Genomic DNA, 16,820 nt, shown 5'->3' with positions numbered 1-16,820 from the left:
GTCATCAACTCAGTGTCTGATTTTCACGCTCATGTTCACTTTTGGCGGCTTTGTCGCAATTGTTATGGTTTTTCCAGCCGACCCTCGTGGGTCGGCTTTTTATTGGCTGCGATTTGCCGTGGAAGGAAAAACGGGAAGATGCGAGGCCTGATCAGGCCTCGAAGGTGGCGGCATTGAGCCGGAATGCTCGCGGGTCGTCGATAAACTGGCCGGTGATCCGCTCCTCGTGCTCGTGGCCCTGCCCGTAGCTGCAGAGGATCAGCCGATCGGAGGTGCGTGAACGCAGCTGGGTGATAAAGCGCACCAGATCGGCGCGCGTCAGCTTGCCGACCTCCTCGCAGACCCGTTCCCGTTGATCGAACCCCAAGTCCTTGTTGCCGATGCTGACCCACAGCCGCTGGCCGCGGCTGCGCAGATTGGCGTCGCGCTCGCTGAGCTGGGCCTGCAGCCCGGCCTTGCTCTCCTGCCACTGCTGCTCGGTAAATTCGAGCATGGCCAGCGGGAAGAGGTCGATAAACTCCTCCACCGCGTCGAGCAGATGCTGGGGCCCCGCCACCGGCGACTGGATATAGAAGATGAGACCCGGGTGGCGATTGAGCGGCAGGTTGCCTGCCCCCACCACATAACCGAGCTGCTGGCGGGTGCGCAGCTCGTGGAAGAAGGTGGAGGACATGATGTGGTTGGCCAGGGTAAAGCAGGCGAGATCCCGTGCCCGGGTTGTGCGGGACTGGTAGTAGACCAGCAGGGCCGAATCTTCGTGCTCGCAGCCCTGCTCGCGGATCAGGGTGCCCCTGTCCTGAATCGAGATAAGCGGGCGGCGGGTCTCGCCACTCGGTTTGCTGCTGGTGCCATTGATATCGCTCAGGTGGCGCTCCATCAGCGCCGCCAGCTCCAGCGCCTCGGCCGCGGTCCAGTCGCCGTGCACCAGCGTCTCGATATGCACCTCGGCAAAGAGGCTTGCCACGAAGTCAGGCATCTCGGAGAGCTCGACGGTGCGCAGGTGGCGCAGCAACTGCTCGAACGGCGGGTTATTGGGTTGCAGCAAACTGGTGAGCTGGTTGAACAGCTGGGAGATGGGACGCGCCTTGGACTGGTTGTCCCAGTTGCGAATGAGCGCCTCCTTGATCTCGCTAAAGCGGCCCGGGTCGGGATAACCCAGGGTGCGGTTGCCGAGGATCATGTCGAGCAGCAGCGGCTGCTTGTCGGCAAAGCCGCTCAGGTTGATGGTAAAGCCCCCCTGATGGGCATAGATCTGGTAGCCCAGCCCCGCCAGCTCCGCCGGATAGGTGAGGGCATTGAGGTGGTCGGCCAAAAGCTCCACCGCAAGGCGCGCCATGGCGATGTGGCGCGGGCTTTTGACCGCGTGTTCGCTGTCGATGGAGATGTAGAGGTTGCCCTTGGGCACGCTAAAGAGGTGCTCGTGAAGGTGCCAGAGGCGAAAGCCGGGGCGATCGATAAGGCAGGCCGGCATCTCGGCGGCGATCTCCGGCGTGCGCGGATCGAGTCGGCTGCTGATAAAGGGGTTGGGCTTGGGCAGCGCCAGTGCACTGTCCGGCTCGCTCTGCTGCCAGCGGATCTTCTCCGCCTCGGTGATGGTCGCCACGTTGTAGGGGGTCTGATACCAGCGGGCCAGCCGGTCGGTAGTCACCTCCGGCGCCGTGATGGTCATGCGCAGGTTGTGCGGGGTGAGTTTGGCGAGGAAGCGACGGATCAGCGCCTCGTCATACTCCCGCATCATGTAGTCACCGTGCAGCAGATCCTCCGGCTGGTAGCTAAAGAGGTTAAGCACCAGCCCCGAGACGGTATCGAGCGGGCGGCCGCGCTCCTGAAAACGGAATGCCGATTCGAGCACGGTGCGCTTCTCGTCGTAGCGCCAGGCCTGCAGCCCTGCTCGGTCGATAAGCTTGAGGTAGCCAAACAGGAAGGCCACGATCTCGTCCACATGTTCAAGGCCGAGCGGGGTGAGGCCGAAGTTGACGCCAAAATCCTTGAAGTTGGCGCCGCTGATGCCGCCGCCTGCCGAGAGCTGGTTGACCCAGCCTTTCGCTTTAAGCAATGAGAGCAGGCTGCCATCTCCTTCGTAGCCGATAAGGTGGCTCAGGAAGGTGAGGGGCTTTTTGTCATAAAAAGCGTCCACATTGGGCAGCGGGAAGGTGAGCGCCAGTTTGCGGGTCTCTTTCACCGGCTTGATCTGGATGCGGATGCCAAGATCGTCGAGCCGGTAGAGTGGCATATCGAGAGTCGGCGTTCCCAAATTGCGATTCAAAATGGGAGCGAAATAGCGACAGCACCACTGCAGCTGGGTGTCGATGTCGGCGGGCGACATCATCACCAGCGCCATGCGATCCGCGCTGTAGTGGCTCTCGTAGAAGTTGATGAGATCGGAGCGCAGATCCCGTCCCGGCAGATCGGCCAGGGTATCGAGGTTGCCCACCGAAAACTTGGCAAAGGGGTGAGCGGGATTGACCGTCTCCTTGTGTACCTGATAGCTGCGGCGCACATCATCCTGCAGTTTGAGGCGATATTCGGAGTCGACCGCGTTGCGCTCCTTGTCGACCCACTCCGGATCGAACGTGGGGCAGATGAAGAACTGGGCGAACCGGTCGAGACCCGCCTCGAAGAAGCCGTTGTCGATCTCGAAGAAGAAGTTGGTGAACTCGGTGCCGGTCCAGGCGTTGTTGCTGCCGCCATGACGGCTCATAAATTGCTGGTACTCACCTGGCTTGGGGTAGGTAGCGGTACCGAGAAAGAGCATGTGTTCGAGAAAGTGAGCCATCCCCTGCCGGTCGGCCGGATCGTCAAAATGGCCGGTATTGACCGCCAGAGATGCGGCGGATTTATCGGTATCGGGATCGCAAATCAACAAGACCCTGAGCCGGTTTGCCAGCTCCAGATAGTGGTATTGCCGATGGTCATTGGGACTGGCATATGGGCTCATTGGTGGGCGACTCACGTTGGATTTATTTGAATTTAAACATGATTATCGACCCCGCTACCCGGTGAGGCAAACCCTTTTCTGAGAGGTAGCGCAATTGTTTCAACACCCGTGGCGGGGTAAGATCCCCCGGCTATCAAAACAGGCCCGTTGGGCGAGGTTGTAATGAAGATCTATATCATGCGTCATGGCCAGGCTGGCATGAATGCGAAAACTGATGAACAGCGTCCATTGACCGAGCAGGGCATTGAAGAGTCCCTTCTGATGGCCCGCTGGTTGGCGCCTCAGCTGACCGGTCGTATCGATCGGGTGATCCACAGCAACTATCTGCGCGCCCGCCAAACCTGGCAGACCATATGCAAGGAATTACCAGACGCCGTCGTGGTGGAGGAGAGCGGTGACATCACCCCTTATGGTGATCCCGCCTTTGTCTCCAGCTACCTGACCGCGCTGGCAGAACGGCATCAGCAGATCATGCTGGTGAGCCATCTGCCGCTGGTGGGATATCTGGTGCAGAGCCTCTGCCCGGCCGCTGGAGCCCCCATGTTCGCCACCTCGGGCATAGCCTGCATCGAGTGGCACAATGGCAAAGGATCCTTGCTCTGGCTCGAAGGGCCGCATACAATAGGCTAAAAGTTAATAAAAAGTTATAGATTGAATTTTTTGGGAAGAGATGGGCGAGTTTTCCGGATTTTTATGATTATTTTACGGAATTAATTCGCAGAAGCTGCTGTCATACGGATACAACTGCAAGAGGTTGCAAACGATGAGAGTGTTCAAGAAGTACCTGCCACTGATGGTGGCAAAACACGTCAAAACCTTCTTTAAAGGTCGGATCTATATCCATGGTCGGGGGCGGTTTGATTTTCAGTCCGGTTTGTTACTCATGCCGAGCCAGGCGGACATTCCCCACCGTCAGACAGTCACCGAGGTCAATGAGCTGATCTCCAGACTGCACATGGATGCGGCGTGATAATCTTCTGAGCGTGTTTCTGCACGGATATGCCCGCGTTATGCGGGCATATTTGTTTTTGTCGATCCGCTTTTCTCTCTTGTGCCTGCCTTGATGGCGGCTTTGTTTCTCACCCGTTGCCCCCTATACTGCCTCGCTCAATTCTCGTTCGGGATGCCGGAGCCGTTGATGCCCCTTGCCTTTCTATTCCCTCTCTCCTGCATTGCCATCTGGGCTGGCAATGGTGTCGTCAGCAAACTGGCGGTGGGCGTTTTGTCGCCCGCCGCGTTCGCCTGGTCCCGCTGGGTGGTGGCTGCGCTGGTTCTGACCCCTTTTCTGGCTCGCCGGGTATGGCGCGAGCGTGCCCGCCTGCGTGCCGGTATCTGGCAGATCGCTGCACTGGCGCTGCTTGGCATGGTGCTAAACCAGACTTTCGGCTACTACGCGGCGCAAACCATGGGCGCCACCGAGATGGGGCTGATGATGGGGCTGACGCCGCTGCTCACCGTGTTGTTCAGCATCTGGTTGCTGCGCGAACGTCCCACATGGGGTGCCATCCTGGGGGCTCTGCTCTCCATCATGGGGCTGGCCATTTTGCTGGGGCAGGGGGATCCGACCCGGCTCTTTACCCACGGCATCCAGATTGGCTCGGTCTACATGCTGCTCTCGGCCGGCACCTATGCGCTCTACAGCGTGCTGCTCAAGAAGTGGGATCTGGGGCTCGACAACTGGTCGCTGCTCTACAGTCAGGTGCTCTGCAGCGTGGTGCTGCTGACCCCCTTCTATCTGCTGGTGGATGGTCAACTGCCTGAGGCTCGCGCGCTCTGGCTCATCTTCTATGCGGGGATCCCCGCGTCGGCGCTCTGCCCCTGGCTCTGGATGCAGGGGATCACCCTGATCGGTGCCAACCGCACTGCCATCTTTATGAACCTGTTGCCGGTGATGACGGCAGGGCTTGCCATCTCACTGCTCGGGGAGCGGTTGACCGCCTACCACCTTATCGGCGGTGGCCTGACCCTGCTCGGGGTGCTGCTGGCCCAGCTGCTGGTGCAGCCGGTGGTATTGAGACGTCGTGCTAGGCAGGAGATGGCCGTCTGTCAGGATGAGTGATGGTGTTTATCGCAAGAGCGAAAATGAAAGCGCCTGCAGTAATGCAGGCGCTTTTTATGGTCACATCTTGCCGAGCTGGTTACTGGGCAACCAGATAGAGCTCCTTGCTGTAGACCACATCCTGAGGGTTAAGGTGGGGATAGCCTTTCACGAAAGGCTTGAGCAATCTGGATTTGACCGAGAAATAGATAGGTGCGATGGGGGCATCCGCATCAATGAGTGCCTCTGCTTGTTGATACAGGGTGTTGCGTTCAGCGGGATCCAGCGAGTCGTGGGCCTTGGCCAGCAGGGCGTCGTACTCCTTGTTGAACCACTTGCCGCTGTTGGCACTGCTGCTGGAGGTCATGATGTCGAGGAAGGTGGAGGCGTCGTTATAATCCCCGTTCCAGCCATAGCGACTCACTCCGAAATCCCCCTCGTTGAGTGCCGAGACCATGGTCTTCCACTCCATGTTGTTGAGGGTGGCGGTGACCCCAAGGTTGTGTTTCCACATGGATGATATGGCCAGCGCGATCTTCCTGTGGCTCTCGTTGGTGTTGTAGAGAATGTCCACGGTGAGTGGCTTGTCCGGGCCATAACCTGCTTCGGTCAGCAGAGCTTTGGCCTGCTTGATCCGCTCCTCTTTGCTCTGCAGCTGGCTAGCCGGTTTTTTCAATTCAAAACCGTCCACAATGGGGGGCGTGAAGCTATATGCGGCAATTTGTCCCTGACCCAGGATCTTGTCGGTGATGGTCTCCCGATCGATGGCGAGCGACAGCGCCTTGCGCACTTTCGGGTTGTCGAACGGTTTGCGCTGGGTATTGAAGACATAGTAATAGCTGGCCAGCGTGGGGACGCTGACCAGCTCCTCCGGACTCTGGCTCTTGAGCTGTTTGTACTGCTCCAGTGGATAGGTGGTGTAGTGCAACTCGCCAGTGCGGTAGCGGTTGTAGGCGGAGGTCTCCGACACCACCTCCAGATAGATCACCTTGTTCAGCACTGTGTGCCGGTTGTCCCAGTAGTGCGGGTTGCGCTCGGCGGTCAGCCGCTCATTGGGGGTCCACTCCTTGAGCACAAAGGCGCCGTTGGAGACGATATTGCCGGGCTTGACCCACTCCTTGCCATATTTCTCGATGGTGGCTTTGGGGGCCGGGAAGGTGGTGTAGTGCGCCAGCGTCTTCAGGAAGAAGGGAACCGGTTTTTTCAGGGTCACCTGCAGGGTATGTTCATCCAGCGCCTTGACCCCCAGTGCATCGGGGCTCTTCTTGCCCTGAATCACCTCACTGGCATTGGCGATACCCATCAATTCGATAAACCAGGCGTAGTTGGAAGCGGTCTTGGGATTGGCCGCCCGCTGCCAGCCGTAGACATAGTCGGCGGCAGTGACTGGCTCGCCGTTTGACCACTTGGCCTCCGGCCTCAGCTTGAAGGTGTAGACGGTGCCGGTGCTGTCGAGCTCATAGCTGAGCGCGCCAGCAGGCTGGGTCTTGCCGCTGGCATCCAGCACATAGAGACCTTCGAACAGATCGTTGACGATGGCACTACCGGCGGTCTCTTCCACCAGTTGCGGGTCTATGGTGGTGGGCTCGGTGCTGATATTGGTGACAAAGATCTGTTGCTCCGGGGGCAGTAGCTTGGTGCCTGCCGGCACTTCGGCAGCCCAGACGGGCAGGGAGAGCAATCCGGCTACCGTGCCGGCAATGATAGTCTTGTTCATTGATAATCCTTATGTTTTTGCTTCCAACGGAAAACGAGTGTGCGTGATTGGCGTTTGGAACTCAATAGGGGAGAGGCCACCCGTATCTGGTGGGCGAAACGACAGGCCAAAGAGGGGGAAATGTCAGCAAGGTCGCTGTTTGGCGCCGTTTTTTGGCGCAAAATAAGAGGCTGAAAGTTACCGTATGGCCCCCTTTTTATGACTGGGACGAGTACAAATCGGGTTCAAATTGCCGTTTTATTAGCCCGCTTAATTCGCTGCAAAAACAAAAAACAGACGTTACATTAAGTTACAAAACAACACGGCCGAGGATCGGCTCTTTTTTTGTCGATGCTTGCAAACGTTTTCAACGCCAACGGAAACGCTCTTAAAGGACCAAAAATGCGAAACATGATCACCATGGGCGAGTTCATCGTCAAAAAGCAGGCTGATTACCCTACCGCGACCGGCGAACTGACCTCGCTGCTGAGCTCAATCCGCCTTGCCGCCAAGGTGGTGAACCGGGAGATCAACAAGGCCGGGCTGGCCGATATCATCGGCTCCATGGGGGCTGAAAACGTGCAGGGTGAGGTGCAGCAGAAGCTGGACGTCTACGCCAACGAGCGCTTCAAGGCTGCGCTGGAGGCGCGCGGTGAGGTGTGCGGCATGGCCTCCGAGGAGGAGGAGGACTTCGTCGCCTTTGACTCGCCGCTTTCCAAAAATTCCAAATACGTGGTGCTGATAGACCCCCTCGACGGCTCTTCCAATATCGACGTCAACGTCTCGGTCGGAACCATCTTCTCCATCTATCGTCGGGTCAGTCCGCAGGGCTCCCCCGTCACCCTCGAGGATTTCCTGCAGCCGGGCAACCGTCAGGTCGCGGCCGGTTACGTGGTTTACGGCTCCTCCACCATGCTGGTCTACACCACCGGCTTTGGCGTAAACGGCTTTACCTATGACCCCTCCATCGGCTGCTTCTGCCTCTCCCACGAGAACATTCGCATTCCGGAAGAGGGAAAGATCTACTCCATCAACGAGGGCAACTACATCAAGTTCCCGGACGGGGTGAAGAAGTACCTCAAATATTGCCAGGAGCGGGATGAAGCGACCCACAGACCCTACACCTCCCGCTATATCGGTTCGCTGGTTTCCGATTTCCATCGCAACCTGCTCAAGGGTGGCATCTACATCTATCCGTCCGGCACCAACTCGCCGAACGGCAAGCTGCGCCTGCTCTATGAGTGCAACCCGATGGCGTTTCTGGTGGAGCAGGCAGGCGGCAAGGCCTCTGACGGTTTCAACCGCATCATGGATATCCAGCCCACCGCGTTGCACCAGCGCACCCCCTACTTCGTCGGTTCTACCAAGATGGTGGAGCGGGCAGAGGCCTTTATGCGCGAATTCTCCTCCCACGAGGACCCGGCCAGTCAGGGGTAATTCTCTGATTTATCGCGAGTGAATAAAAAACGGGAGCCCTTGCGGCTCCCGTTTTGTTTTGGTACTTGCAGCCGTTACTGGCTGTGACTGGCAAGATCCGCCAGCAAGCCATCCACCAGCTTGAGGCGCATGGCTCTGTCCTGAGTCGGCACCTGGAAGCGCAGCCGGGTCGGCCCGTCCATCTTGTAGATGCGCGGCTGCTCGGAGAGGAGCTTGACCAGATAGGTCGGATTGACCTTGGTCTCCTGGGTGAAGTCGAGATAGCCACCGCGCTCGCTCATCTCCACCCGGCGAATGCCAAGGGCGGTAGCGCGCTGACGGAAGGCCGCCAGCTCCAGCAGGGTTTTGGTTGCCTCCGGCAAGAGGCCGAAGCGGTCGATCAGCTCCACTTTGAGTTCGCGCAGCTCCTGCTCGTCCGCCGCGCTCGCAATTCGCTTGTACATGGAGAGGCGCATGTTGACGTCCGGGATGTAGTCGTCCGGCAAGAGCGCTGGCAGGCGCAGCTCCACCTCGGTGTGCTGGCTCATCAGTTGCTCCAGCGACGGCTCCTTGCCCGATTTCAGCGCCTCGACCGCCTGCTCCAGCATCTCCATGTAGAGGGTGAAGCCGACCGATTCGATCTGGCCGCTCTGATCGTCGCCAAGCAGCTCGCCTGCGCCACGGATCTCCAGATCGTGGGTGGCCAGCGCAAAGCCGGCGCCGAGATCTTCAAGCGAGGCGATCGCCTCCAGCCGCTTGGCCGCATCCTTGGTCATCAGCTTGGGATGGGGGGTGAGCAGGTAGGCATAGGCCTGATGGTGGGAGCGGCCAACCCGGCCCCGCAGCTGGTGCAGCTGGGCCAGACCGAGGTGATCCGCCCGATCCATGATGATGGTGTTGGCGCTCGGTACATCGATGCCGGTCTCGATGATGGTGGTGCAGACCAAGAGGTTGAAGCGCTGGTGGTAGAAGTCCGACATCACTCGCTCAAGCTCGCGCTCGCGCATCTGGCCGTGGGCGATGCCGATGCGCGCCTCCGGTACCAGTTCGGCAAGGTCTGCCGCGCACTTCTCGATACTCTCCACGTCGTTGTGCAGGTAGTAGACCTGCCCGCCACGCTTCAATTCCCGCAGCACCGCCTCGCGCACCACCGCCGGTTCGTGCTGGCGCACGAAGGTCTTGATGGCGAGCCGCTTGGCGGGCGGGGTGGCGATGATGGAGAGATCCCGCATGCCCGACATCGCCATGTTGAGGGTGCGCGGAATGGGGGTGGCGGTGAGGGTGAGGATATCCACGTCGGCCCGCAGCGCCTTGATCTTCTCCTTCTGGCGCACCCCGAATCTGTGCTCTTCATCGACGATGAGCAGCCCCAGATCCTTGAAGGTGAGTTCGGAGCCGAGCAGCTTGTGGGTGCCGATGATGATATCCACCTTGCCCTCGGCCAGCTCCTGCATGACGCTGTTTTGCTCCTTGGCAGAGCGGAAGCGGCTCAGTACTTCGACCCGCACCGGCCAGTTGGCGAAGCGGTCGCGGAAGTTGTCGTAGTGCTGCTGGGCGAGCAGGGTGGTGGGCACCAGCACGGCAACCTGTTTGCCGCCATGGACTGCCACAAATGCTGCACGCATCGCCACCTCGGTCTTGCCAAAGCCTACGTCGCCGCACACCAGCCGATCCATGCTCTTGGCCTGACACATGTCCCCCAGCACCGCATTGATGGCGTTGAGCTGATCCTCGGTCTCCTCGAACGGGAAGCCGGCGGCAAACTGGCGATAGGCCTCGCGGTCGTGTTTGAAGGCAAAGCCGGCGCGAGCGGCGCGGTGGGCGTAGACATCGAGCAGCTCGGCCGCCACGTCGCGCACTTTTTCCGCCGCCTTGCGCCGCGCCTTGCTCCAGGCCTCGCCGCCGAGCTTGTGGCTGGGCGGGTTGTCAGAGCCGGTGTAGCGGCTGATAAGGTGCAAACTGGTAACCGGCACGAACAGTTTGTCGCCGCCGGCATATTCGAGGGTCAAAAACTCGGTGGGCAGGCCACCGGCGTCGATGGTTTCAAGCCCCAGATAGCGGCCGACCCCGTGATCGAGGTGCACCACCGGCTGGCCCTGGGTCAGCTCGCCGAGGTTTCTGATCACCGCATCGGAGCTTAAGTTTTTGCTCTTCTCCCGTGCCCGCTTGCTGCGAACCTTGCCACCCAGCAGCTCGGTCTCGGTGATCAGGGCCAGTGGCTGATTACTGGCATCAGCTCCGGCCTCTTGCCACAGGAAACCGCGCTCGAGCGGTGCAACCAGCAGGCCGTGGCGATCCTGGCTCGCCATAAAGGCGTCGAGGGAGGGGAACTCCTTGGGTTGCAGCGCGATGCGGGCCAGCAGCTCGCCCAGCACTTCGCGCCGACCCTCGGACTCCACCGCAAACAGGGTACGACCGGCAAAGCCTTGCAGGAACTGGTTGAGCGCCAGCAGCGGCTGCTCCTTGCTGTGGTCGAGTTGCAGGTCCGGCAGCGTGCTTGCCGGCATATCGTGTTGTCCCGCATCGCCGGCGGTCGGCCCCTCCTGCAACCTGACTGCACCGTAGTTACCCAGGGCGGCAAAGAGCTGCTCCACCGGCAGGTAGAGCTGGGCCGGGGGGAGCAGGGGACGGGTATTGTCCCAGCGCCTGTCCTCGTAGCGTTGCTCGATGTCGTTCCAGAAGCGCTGGGCGGCGGGGTAGATATCCCCCACGGTGAGCAGCAGGGTCTCTGCCGGCAGGTAGTCAAACAGGCAGGCCGTCTGGTCGAAGAAGAGCGGCAGATAATACTCGATGCCGGCAGGCCAGCGCCCCTTGCTCACCTCCTGATAGACGGAGCCCTCGGCTCGGGAGATCTCGAACTGCTCACGATAGTGGCCGCGAAACAGCTCGATGGCCCCCTCATCGGTCGGAAACTCCCGGGCTGGCAGCAGGCTGACGCTCTTGACCGGCTCACTGGAGCGCTGGGTCTCCGGATCGAACGGGCGGATGGAGTCCACTTCATCGTCGAAGAAGTCGATGCGATAGGGGCTGCTGCTGCCCATGGGGAAGAGGTCAAGCAGGGAGCCACGGGCGGCAAACTCGCCGTGCTCCAGCACCTGATCCACCGCCACGTAACCCGCTTCGGCTAGGCGCCCGCGCAGCTGTTGCAGGTTGAGGCGCTGGCCGCTTTTCACCATCAGGCTGTATTTGTCGAGATAGGCGCGCGGTGCACAACGCAGCATCAGGGTCGAGACGGGGACGATCAGTACGCCACTGCTCATCTGCGGCAGCTTGTAGAGGGTCTCGAGCCGCTGGGAGATGATGTCCTGATGGGGGGAGAAGGTGTCATAGGGCAGCGTCTCCCAATCCGGGAACAGCAGTACCGGGCAGCCCTTGTCGGCCAGCAGGTATTGCAGTTCCTGCTCGAGGCGCAGAGCGCTCGGGGTGTCTGCAGTGAGCAGCAGCACGGGCCCCTTGTTTTGTGTAATGAGGCGAGCGGCGATGAGCGAGAGGCTGCTGCCGACCAGTTGGCCGAGCGTGATCTTTTGGCCCGCTTTGGCGGGCAAGGCGGGGAGTGTCATTGGCATCGTTCGATTCTTTTAACGTTGTTGGCGCTCTTGGGCACGCAGTTTGAGCTGTTTGGATTGCACATGGAGGCTGGCACGTACCAGCAGTTCACGGTCATCTTCACGGATCCGCACATAGTCGAGCACCACATGGGTGCCATGCTCGCCCGGGGTGACCTCCCTGACCTGGCCATAGCAGTAGATGGCGGCAGCCTCTTCGCGCAGGAAGATCTTGAGGCGCACTATCTGGTGCGGATGCGGTGCATCCCCGTGGCCATGATAGGGGTGCAGGTAGGTGAGTTCGCCAGCGCCAAAGCGCAGGGTGTGGAAGCGCTGCTCGGGGTGATCCTGCATGGAGAGCACATAGCCCATGATCATGTCGATCTTGCGCGACTGCTGATTGACGATCTCGACCAGGTCGTGCATCGATTCGTTCTGATTGCGCAGCAGCCGGCTGGTCACCATGTCGATGGAGGTGATGGCCGAGGAGATGCGAAAAGGCTCCGGCAGCTCAGCGTCCAGCTCCGTGAGCGAAGGGAGATGGAAGTCTGCCGGCATGGGGATCACATTGACCGGCATGGCATGAGTAACGCTGAAGAACTGTTCCTGCATGGAGGCTATCCCTTGTTGTCATGGACGGTTTCCCTTTATTATCAGGTATCTTATTTTGTTGGCAACGTAGATATCCTTGAAGACCGGACTTTTTCAGCCCCTTTCGCTGGCCATCGGCCTGCGTTATGCAGGCTCGAAGCGCAGCAACCGCTTCGTCTCATTTATCTCCCTGTTCTCCACCTTCGGCATTGCTATCGGGGTCGCGGCCCTGATGGTGGTCATTTCGGTGATGAACGGTTTCGAAGGCCAGCTCAAGGGGCGCATCCTCGGGGTGATCCCCCATGTGGTGGTTACCAACGAGGCTGGCCGCATTGATGCCGCGCCGCAAGGGCTGCCGGACCTGGCCAGGCTGCCTCATGTGGTGGCCACGGCTCCCATGCTCGACAGCGAAGGGATGCTGCAAAGCCCCGGTCAGCTCACCGGCGTCAGCGTGCAGGGGATCGATCCTGCCCTCTGGCCCAAGGATGACATCCTGCACTCCCAGATGCTGGGGGGGCGCCTCGATACCTTGCAGGCCGGTCACTACCGCATCGTGCTGGGGCAGGGGGTGGCGCGTCGCCTCAATGTCACCATCGGCGATCAGGTTCGTCTGATCCTGACCGAAGGCTCCCGCTTTACCCCCTTTGGCCGGGTGCCGGCCCAGCGCCTCTTTACCGTCTCCGGTATCTTCGGAGTGGGTGCCGATGTGGATAACCAGATTGCGTTCATTGCGCTGGGGGATGCCCAGCGTCTGCTGCGGCTGCCGACAGAAACCGTCGGTGGTATTCGCCTCTGGCTCGATGATCCGTTTGCTGCTGATCAGGTGATCAAGACGCCGCTGCCCGATGGGCTGCTGTGGCAGGATTGGCGCCGTGAGCGGGGCGAGCTGTTCCAGGCGGTCGCAATGGAGAAGCGGATGATGGGGCTGATGCTGGTACTGATCATCGCCGTTGCGACCTTCAACATCCTCTCCGCGCTGGTCATGGTGGTGACGGACAAGGAGGGCGAAGTGGCCATCCTGCGCACCATGGGCATGAGCGAGTCGGGGATTGTCAAAATCTTCATGGTGCTCGGTGCTTCCAGCGGGGTGATTGGCTCCCTGTTTGGTGCGCTGGCGGGGCTTGGCCTGACCCTCGGCCTCAACCCGCTGCTCAACGCGGTGGGGCTCAACCTCTATATGGCTGCGGGCGGGAGCGGCTTGCCGGTGATCGTCGAGCCAGCCCAGGTTGTCACCATTTTGCTGGGCGCCGTGCTGCTCAGCTTCAGCGCCACCCTTTATCCAGCAGCCCGCGCGGCGCGCGTGAAGCCGGCGGAGGCGCTGCGTTATGAATAATTCATCTTCTGTTGTTACCTCTGGTGCGATTACTGGAGCAAGTGGAGCCCCCTTTATGAATGAAGCCGTATCCCGTGAGCCTCTGCTGCGTTGCCAGGCCCTCAACCATGTCTACAAAGAGGGCGAGCTGGAGACCCAGGTACTCAAGGGGATCGATTTGAGCGTCGCACCGGGCGAGATGCTGGCGGTAGTGGGGAGCTCGGGCTCCGGCAAGACCACCCTGCTGCACCTGATGGGGGCGCTCGATAACCCCTCCAGCGGCGCCGTGCTGTTCAAGGGGGAGGATATTCACCATTGGGATAGCCGTACCCAGGCCCGTTTTCGCAATCAGGAGCTGGGTTTCGTCTATCAGTTCCACCACCTGCTCTCCGAGTTCAGTGCGCTGGAAAATGCGGCCATGCCGCTGCTGATCGCCGGTGAATCGGTAGCGGTCGCTACCGAGAAGGCGACCCGGATGCTGGGGCGGGTAGGGCTCTCCCACCGTCTCAACCACAGACCGTCCGAGCTCTCCGGTGGCGAGCGCCAGCGGGTGGCGATTGCCCGTGCGCTGGTCAACGAACCGAGTCTGGTGCTGGCGGACGAGCCGACCGGTAACCTGGATCACGCCAGTGCTACCGCCGTCTACGAGCTGCTGTGCGAGCTCAACCGCGAGTTGGGCACTGCGTTTGTGGTGGTCACCCATGATTTGAGTCTGGCGGCCAAGCTCCATCGTCGGGTTACGCTGGTGAGCGGCGTGATGGCGGAGGTTGCCTGATGTTCAAACCGCTGCCCCTCTTTCTGGGCCTGCGCTATAGCCGCTCCCGTCGTCGCAACGGGTTTATCGCCTTTATTTCCGCTTCTTCCCTGATCGGTATCGCCCTCGGGGTGATGGCGTTGATTTTGGGCCTCTCCGCCATGAACGGTTTCGAGCGTGAACTGAAAGACCGGGTGCTCTCTGTGGTGCCGCAAGGGGAGCTGGATGCTGTCGAGCGGCCGTTGCCGGATTGGCCGCGTCTGCGCGACTACCTGCTGGCGCAGCCCGGGGTGGAAGCTGCCGCCCCCGTCATTCGTCTCAACGGTTTGCTGGAGCACGGCTCCGCCCTCAAGGGGGTTCAGCTGCGTGCCGTGCTGCCCGATCTGGAGGCCAATCTCTCCGATGCCGGCAAATACATGACGGGCCGTGGCCTGCGTGAGCTGCAGCCCGGCGAGCGGGGGGTGATCCTCGGCAAGACCATCGCCGACAAGCTGGGGGTGAAAGTTGGCGACACCCTTGCCCTGCTGTTGCCGCAAGGGGGCGATCAGACGGGGATCAAGAATCCCCGCCGGGAAACCCTGACCGTGGTCGGGTTGCTGGAGATCGGCGGCCAGCTCGATGGCCTGCTCGGTTTCATGCACCTGACCGATGCGCAAGCGATCACCGGCATGGGCAGCGATGTGGAGGGCTTCAGCCTGCGGGTGAGCGATGTGCTCAAGGCGCAGTCCATCACGGTCGCGGCGGCCCAGCGCTTCCCTCATCACGTCTATATCCGCAGCTGGATGAACAGCCAGGGTTACCTCTATCAGGACATCCAGATGGTGCGTACCGTCATGTATGTGGTGATGCTGATGGTGGTGGCAGTGGCCTGCTTCAATATCGTCTCCACCCTGGTGATGGCGGTGAACGAGAAGCGCAGCGAGATCGCCATCCTGAAAACCATGGGGGCGAGCCCGGGTCAGATCCGGCTTACCTTCGTCATTCAAGGGATGGTCAACGGCGTGGCCGGTGCCCTGCTCGGTGCGCTGCTGGGGGGCCTGCTCTCCAGCAAGCTGACCCAGATCCTGGGTGTTATCGAGAAGCTCATTGGCCACCGCTTCCTCAATCCGGATATCTACTTTATCGACTTCCTGCCGACCGAGCTGCATATGCAGGATCTGCTTATCGTGACGGGGGCGGCCATCCTGATGAGTCTGGTTGCGACCCTCTATCCCGCTTGGCGGGCGAGCGGTCTGGTGCCGTCTCGCGAGCTGGGCCACTGATGCGCTGCATCTGATCCGCTGATAAAGACGAAGAGCCCGCCGGTGTTAAACCGGCGGGCTCTTCTGTTTTTCTGTCTGTGTGTCGATGTGGTGAGCGGACTTAGTGGGCGTTAAGCTCATCGAGCGGCAGGGAGAAGCTCGCTACGAAGGTGTCGATAAAGTAGCGCATCTCCTCGCTCATCCGCGCAGCCAGCATCGCCTCGAGGCGTTTGCGAGCCGGTTCAAACTCCCGGTTGCCGGCGTTGATCTCCTCCAGACACTTGGTATAGGCGCAGAGGGTGTCGGCATCCTTGACCAGTCTGGCCAGCTCGCCATCCTGGGCTGCCGAATCGAGCAGCGGGCGAAAGTCCTCCACCAGTTCCGGCGGCAGCATGCCAAGCAGGCGCTGCTCGGCGGCCAGCTCTATCTTCTTGTACTCACGGGCGATCTCGGGGTTGAAGTATTTGACCGGGGTGGGCAGATCGCCGGTCAGCACCTCGCTGCTGTCGTGGTAGAGCGCCATCACGGCGGCGCGGTCGGCATTCACAGTGCCGCCAAAGAGCCGGTTTTTGATGATGGCCAGAGCATGGGCCACCATGGCGACCTGCAGGCTGTGCTCGGCGATGTTCTCCGGTTGGATGTTGCGCATCAGTGGCCAGCGGTAGATGAGCTTCATGCGGGCGAGATTGGCAAAAAAGTGGCTGGGGAGCATGGGATGCCTCGAATGGATGCAATGACAAAGGGCAGACCTTAGTCTGCCCTTTTTTTGCAATACAGGCACCGCCTGCCATCCGATTTTTAACCCGCTCAGCGGATATAGCGGCCTGATTCGGCTTCCTGATTGGTCACGATCATCTGGCCGATGGGGGCCAGACTGATGATGGCCAGCTTGAGGTGCTGGATGCCAAACGGGATGCCGACGATGGTGATGAAGCAGGCAAGCGCCGAGGCAATGTGGCCGATGGCCAGCCAGATCCCGATCAGCACGAACCAGATGATATTGCCAATCAGCCCGAGGGTGCCGGTGCCGATATCACCTTGACCCGTCATCGCCTTGCGACTGACCGCCTGCTTGCCGAAAGGGAAGAAGGTGAAGGTGCCGATGACGAAGCAGGCGCGCCCCCAGGGGATGCCGACCAGCGAGATAAAGCAGAGCAGACCGGCCAGCCACCAGGCCAGGCCCATAAAGACACCTCCCAGTACAAACCAGAGCAGATTGAACAAGAAGCGGAAAAAGGCCATGTGGGATACTCCAGACTTATCAAGTTGGTTGCCACCATAACGAGGGA

Annotated in this window: 13 protein-coding genes; 7 read left to right on the top strand and 6 right to left on the bottom strand. The window is 60.4% G+C overall.

The window, feature by feature from the left end; genetic code table 11:
* Nucleotides 1-151: 151 nt before the first annotated feature.
* Nucleotides 152-2,938, bottom strand: a complete 2,787-nt coding sequence (locus tag WE862_RS15870; RefSeq protein ID WP_042032360.1) for an insulinase family protein — start codon at nucleotides 2,936-2,938, stop codon at nucleotides 152-154.
* 162 nt (nucleotides 2,939-3,100) lie between these two features.
* Between WE862_RS15870 and sixA the strand changes: the two genes are divergently transcribed.
* The 3 genes from sixA to WE862_RS15855 all read left to right on the top strand — a co-directional run bounded on the left by sixA (nucleotide 3,101) and on the right by WE862_RS15855 (nucleotide 4,997).
* On the top strand, nucleotides 3,101-3,568 hold the full coding sequence (sixA, locus tag WE862_RS15865) for a phosphohistidine phosphatase SixA (protein WP_041207521.1): 468 nt from the start codon (nucleotides 3,101-3,103) through the stop codon (nucleotides 3,566-3,568).
* Nucleotides 3,569-3,701: 133 nt separating this feature from the next.
* Entirely contained in the window at nucleotides 3,702-3,908 is a 207-nt protein-coding gene (locus WE862_RS15860; protein ID WP_026457339.1) for a DUF1107 domain-containing protein, read from the top strand.
* Nucleotides 3,909-4,076: 168 nt separating this feature from the next.
* Nucleotides 4,077-4,997: a DMT family transporter gene (locus WE862_RS15855; RefSeq protein ID WP_042032361.1), complete on the top strand. Its 921-nt coding sequence runs from the start codon at nucleotides 4,077-4,079 to the stop codon at nucleotides 4,995-4,997.
* Between the two features lie 79 nt (nucleotides 4,998-5,076).
* On the opposite strand, the gene WE862_RS15850 is transcribed toward WE862_RS15855, so the two are convergent.
* Nucleotides 5,077-6,693, bottom strand: a complete 1,617-nt coding sequence (locus tag WE862_RS15850; protein ID WP_042032362.1) for a peptide ABC transporter substrate-binding protein — start codon at nucleotides 6,691-6,693, stop codon at nucleotides 5,077-5,079.
* Nucleotides 6,694-7,074: 381 nt separating this feature from the next.
* Between WE862_RS15850 and fbp the strand changes: the two genes are divergently transcribed.
* Entirely contained in the window at nucleotides 7,075-8,109 is a 1,035-nt protein-coding gene (fbp, locus tag WE862_RS15845; protein WP_041207524.1) for a class 1 fructose-bisphosphatase, read from the top strand.
* 74 nt (nucleotides 8,110-8,183) lie between these two features.
* Here the strand turns inward: fbp and mfd are convergent, their stop codons facing one another.
* Both mfd and WE862_RS15835 read right to left on the bottom strand, forming a co-directional pair.
* Complete coding sequence (gene mfd / locus WE862_RS15840) at nucleotides 8,184-11,648, bottom strand: transcription-repair coupling factor (protein WP_042032363.1); 3,465 nt, start codon at nucleotides 11,646-11,648, stop codon at nucleotides 8,184-8,186.
* An 18-nt stretch (nucleotides 11,649-11,666) separates the two neighbouring features.
* Nucleotides 11,667-12,245 carry a PilZ domain-containing protein gene (locus tag WE862_RS15835; protein ID WP_033113131.1) on the bottom strand — a complete coding sequence of 193 codons (579 nt, stop codon included), beginning with the start codon at nucleotides 12,243-12,245 and terminating at the stop codon, nucleotides 11,667-11,669.
* Between the two features lie 76 nt (nucleotides 12,246-12,321).
* On the opposite strand from WE862_RS15835, the gene WE862_RS15830 reads away from it, so the two are divergent.
* The 3 genes from WE862_RS15830 to lolE are packed head-to-tail and all read left to right on the top strand — an operon-like array spanning nucleotide 12,322 to nucleotide 15,552.
* A complete protein-coding gene (locus WE862_RS15830; protein ID WP_042032364.1) occupies nucleotides 12,322-13,557 on the top strand; it encodes a lipoprotein-releasing ABC transporter permease subunit in 1,236 nt (411 codons plus the stop codon).
* A gap of 55 nt (nucleotides 13,558-13,612) precedes the next feature.
* Nucleotides 13,613-14,311 (top strand): lipoprotein-releasing ABC transporter ATP-binding protein LolD, encoded by a 699-nt coding sequence (lolD, locus tag WE862_RS15825; RefSeq protein ID WP_033113129.1) that lies wholly within the window; start codon nucleotides 13,613-13,615, stop codon nucleotides 14,309-14,311.
* Nucleotides 14,311-15,552, top strand: a complete 1,242-nt coding sequence (gene lolE / locus WE862_RS15820; protein ID WP_041207527.1) for a lipoprotein-releasing ABC transporter permease subunit LolE — start codon at nucleotides 14,311-14,313, stop codon at nucleotides 15,550-15,552. Before lolD ends, lolE begins: the two co-directional genes overlap by 1 nt.
* Before the next feature lie 100 nt (nucleotides 15,553-15,652).
* Here lolE and yfbR read toward each other — a convergent pair whose 3' ends face one another.
* Nucleotides 15,653-16,243, bottom strand: a complete 591-nt coding sequence (gene yfbR, locus WE862_RS15815) for a 5'-deoxynucleotidase (protein ID WP_042032365.1) — start codon at nucleotides 16,241-16,243, stop codon at nucleotides 15,653-15,655.
* Between the two features lie 95 nt (nucleotides 16,244-16,338).
* Nucleotides 16,339-16,773, bottom strand: a complete 435-nt coding sequence (locus tag WE862_RS15810; RefSeq protein WP_042032366.1) for a YccF domain-containing protein — start codon at nucleotides 16,771-16,773, stop codon at nucleotides 16,339-16,341.
* Between the last annotated feature and the right edge of the window lie 47 nt (nucleotides 16,774-16,820).

The organism is Aeromonas jandaei (assembly GCF_037890695.1).
Classification (GTDB): domain Bacteria; phylum Pseudomonadota; class Gammaproteobacteria; order Enterobacterales; family Aeromonadaceae; genus Aeromonas; species Aeromonas jandaei.
The sequence above is the reverse complement of the archived record's forward strand: the minus strand, read 5'-3'. Positions and strand labels throughout refer to the sequence as shown.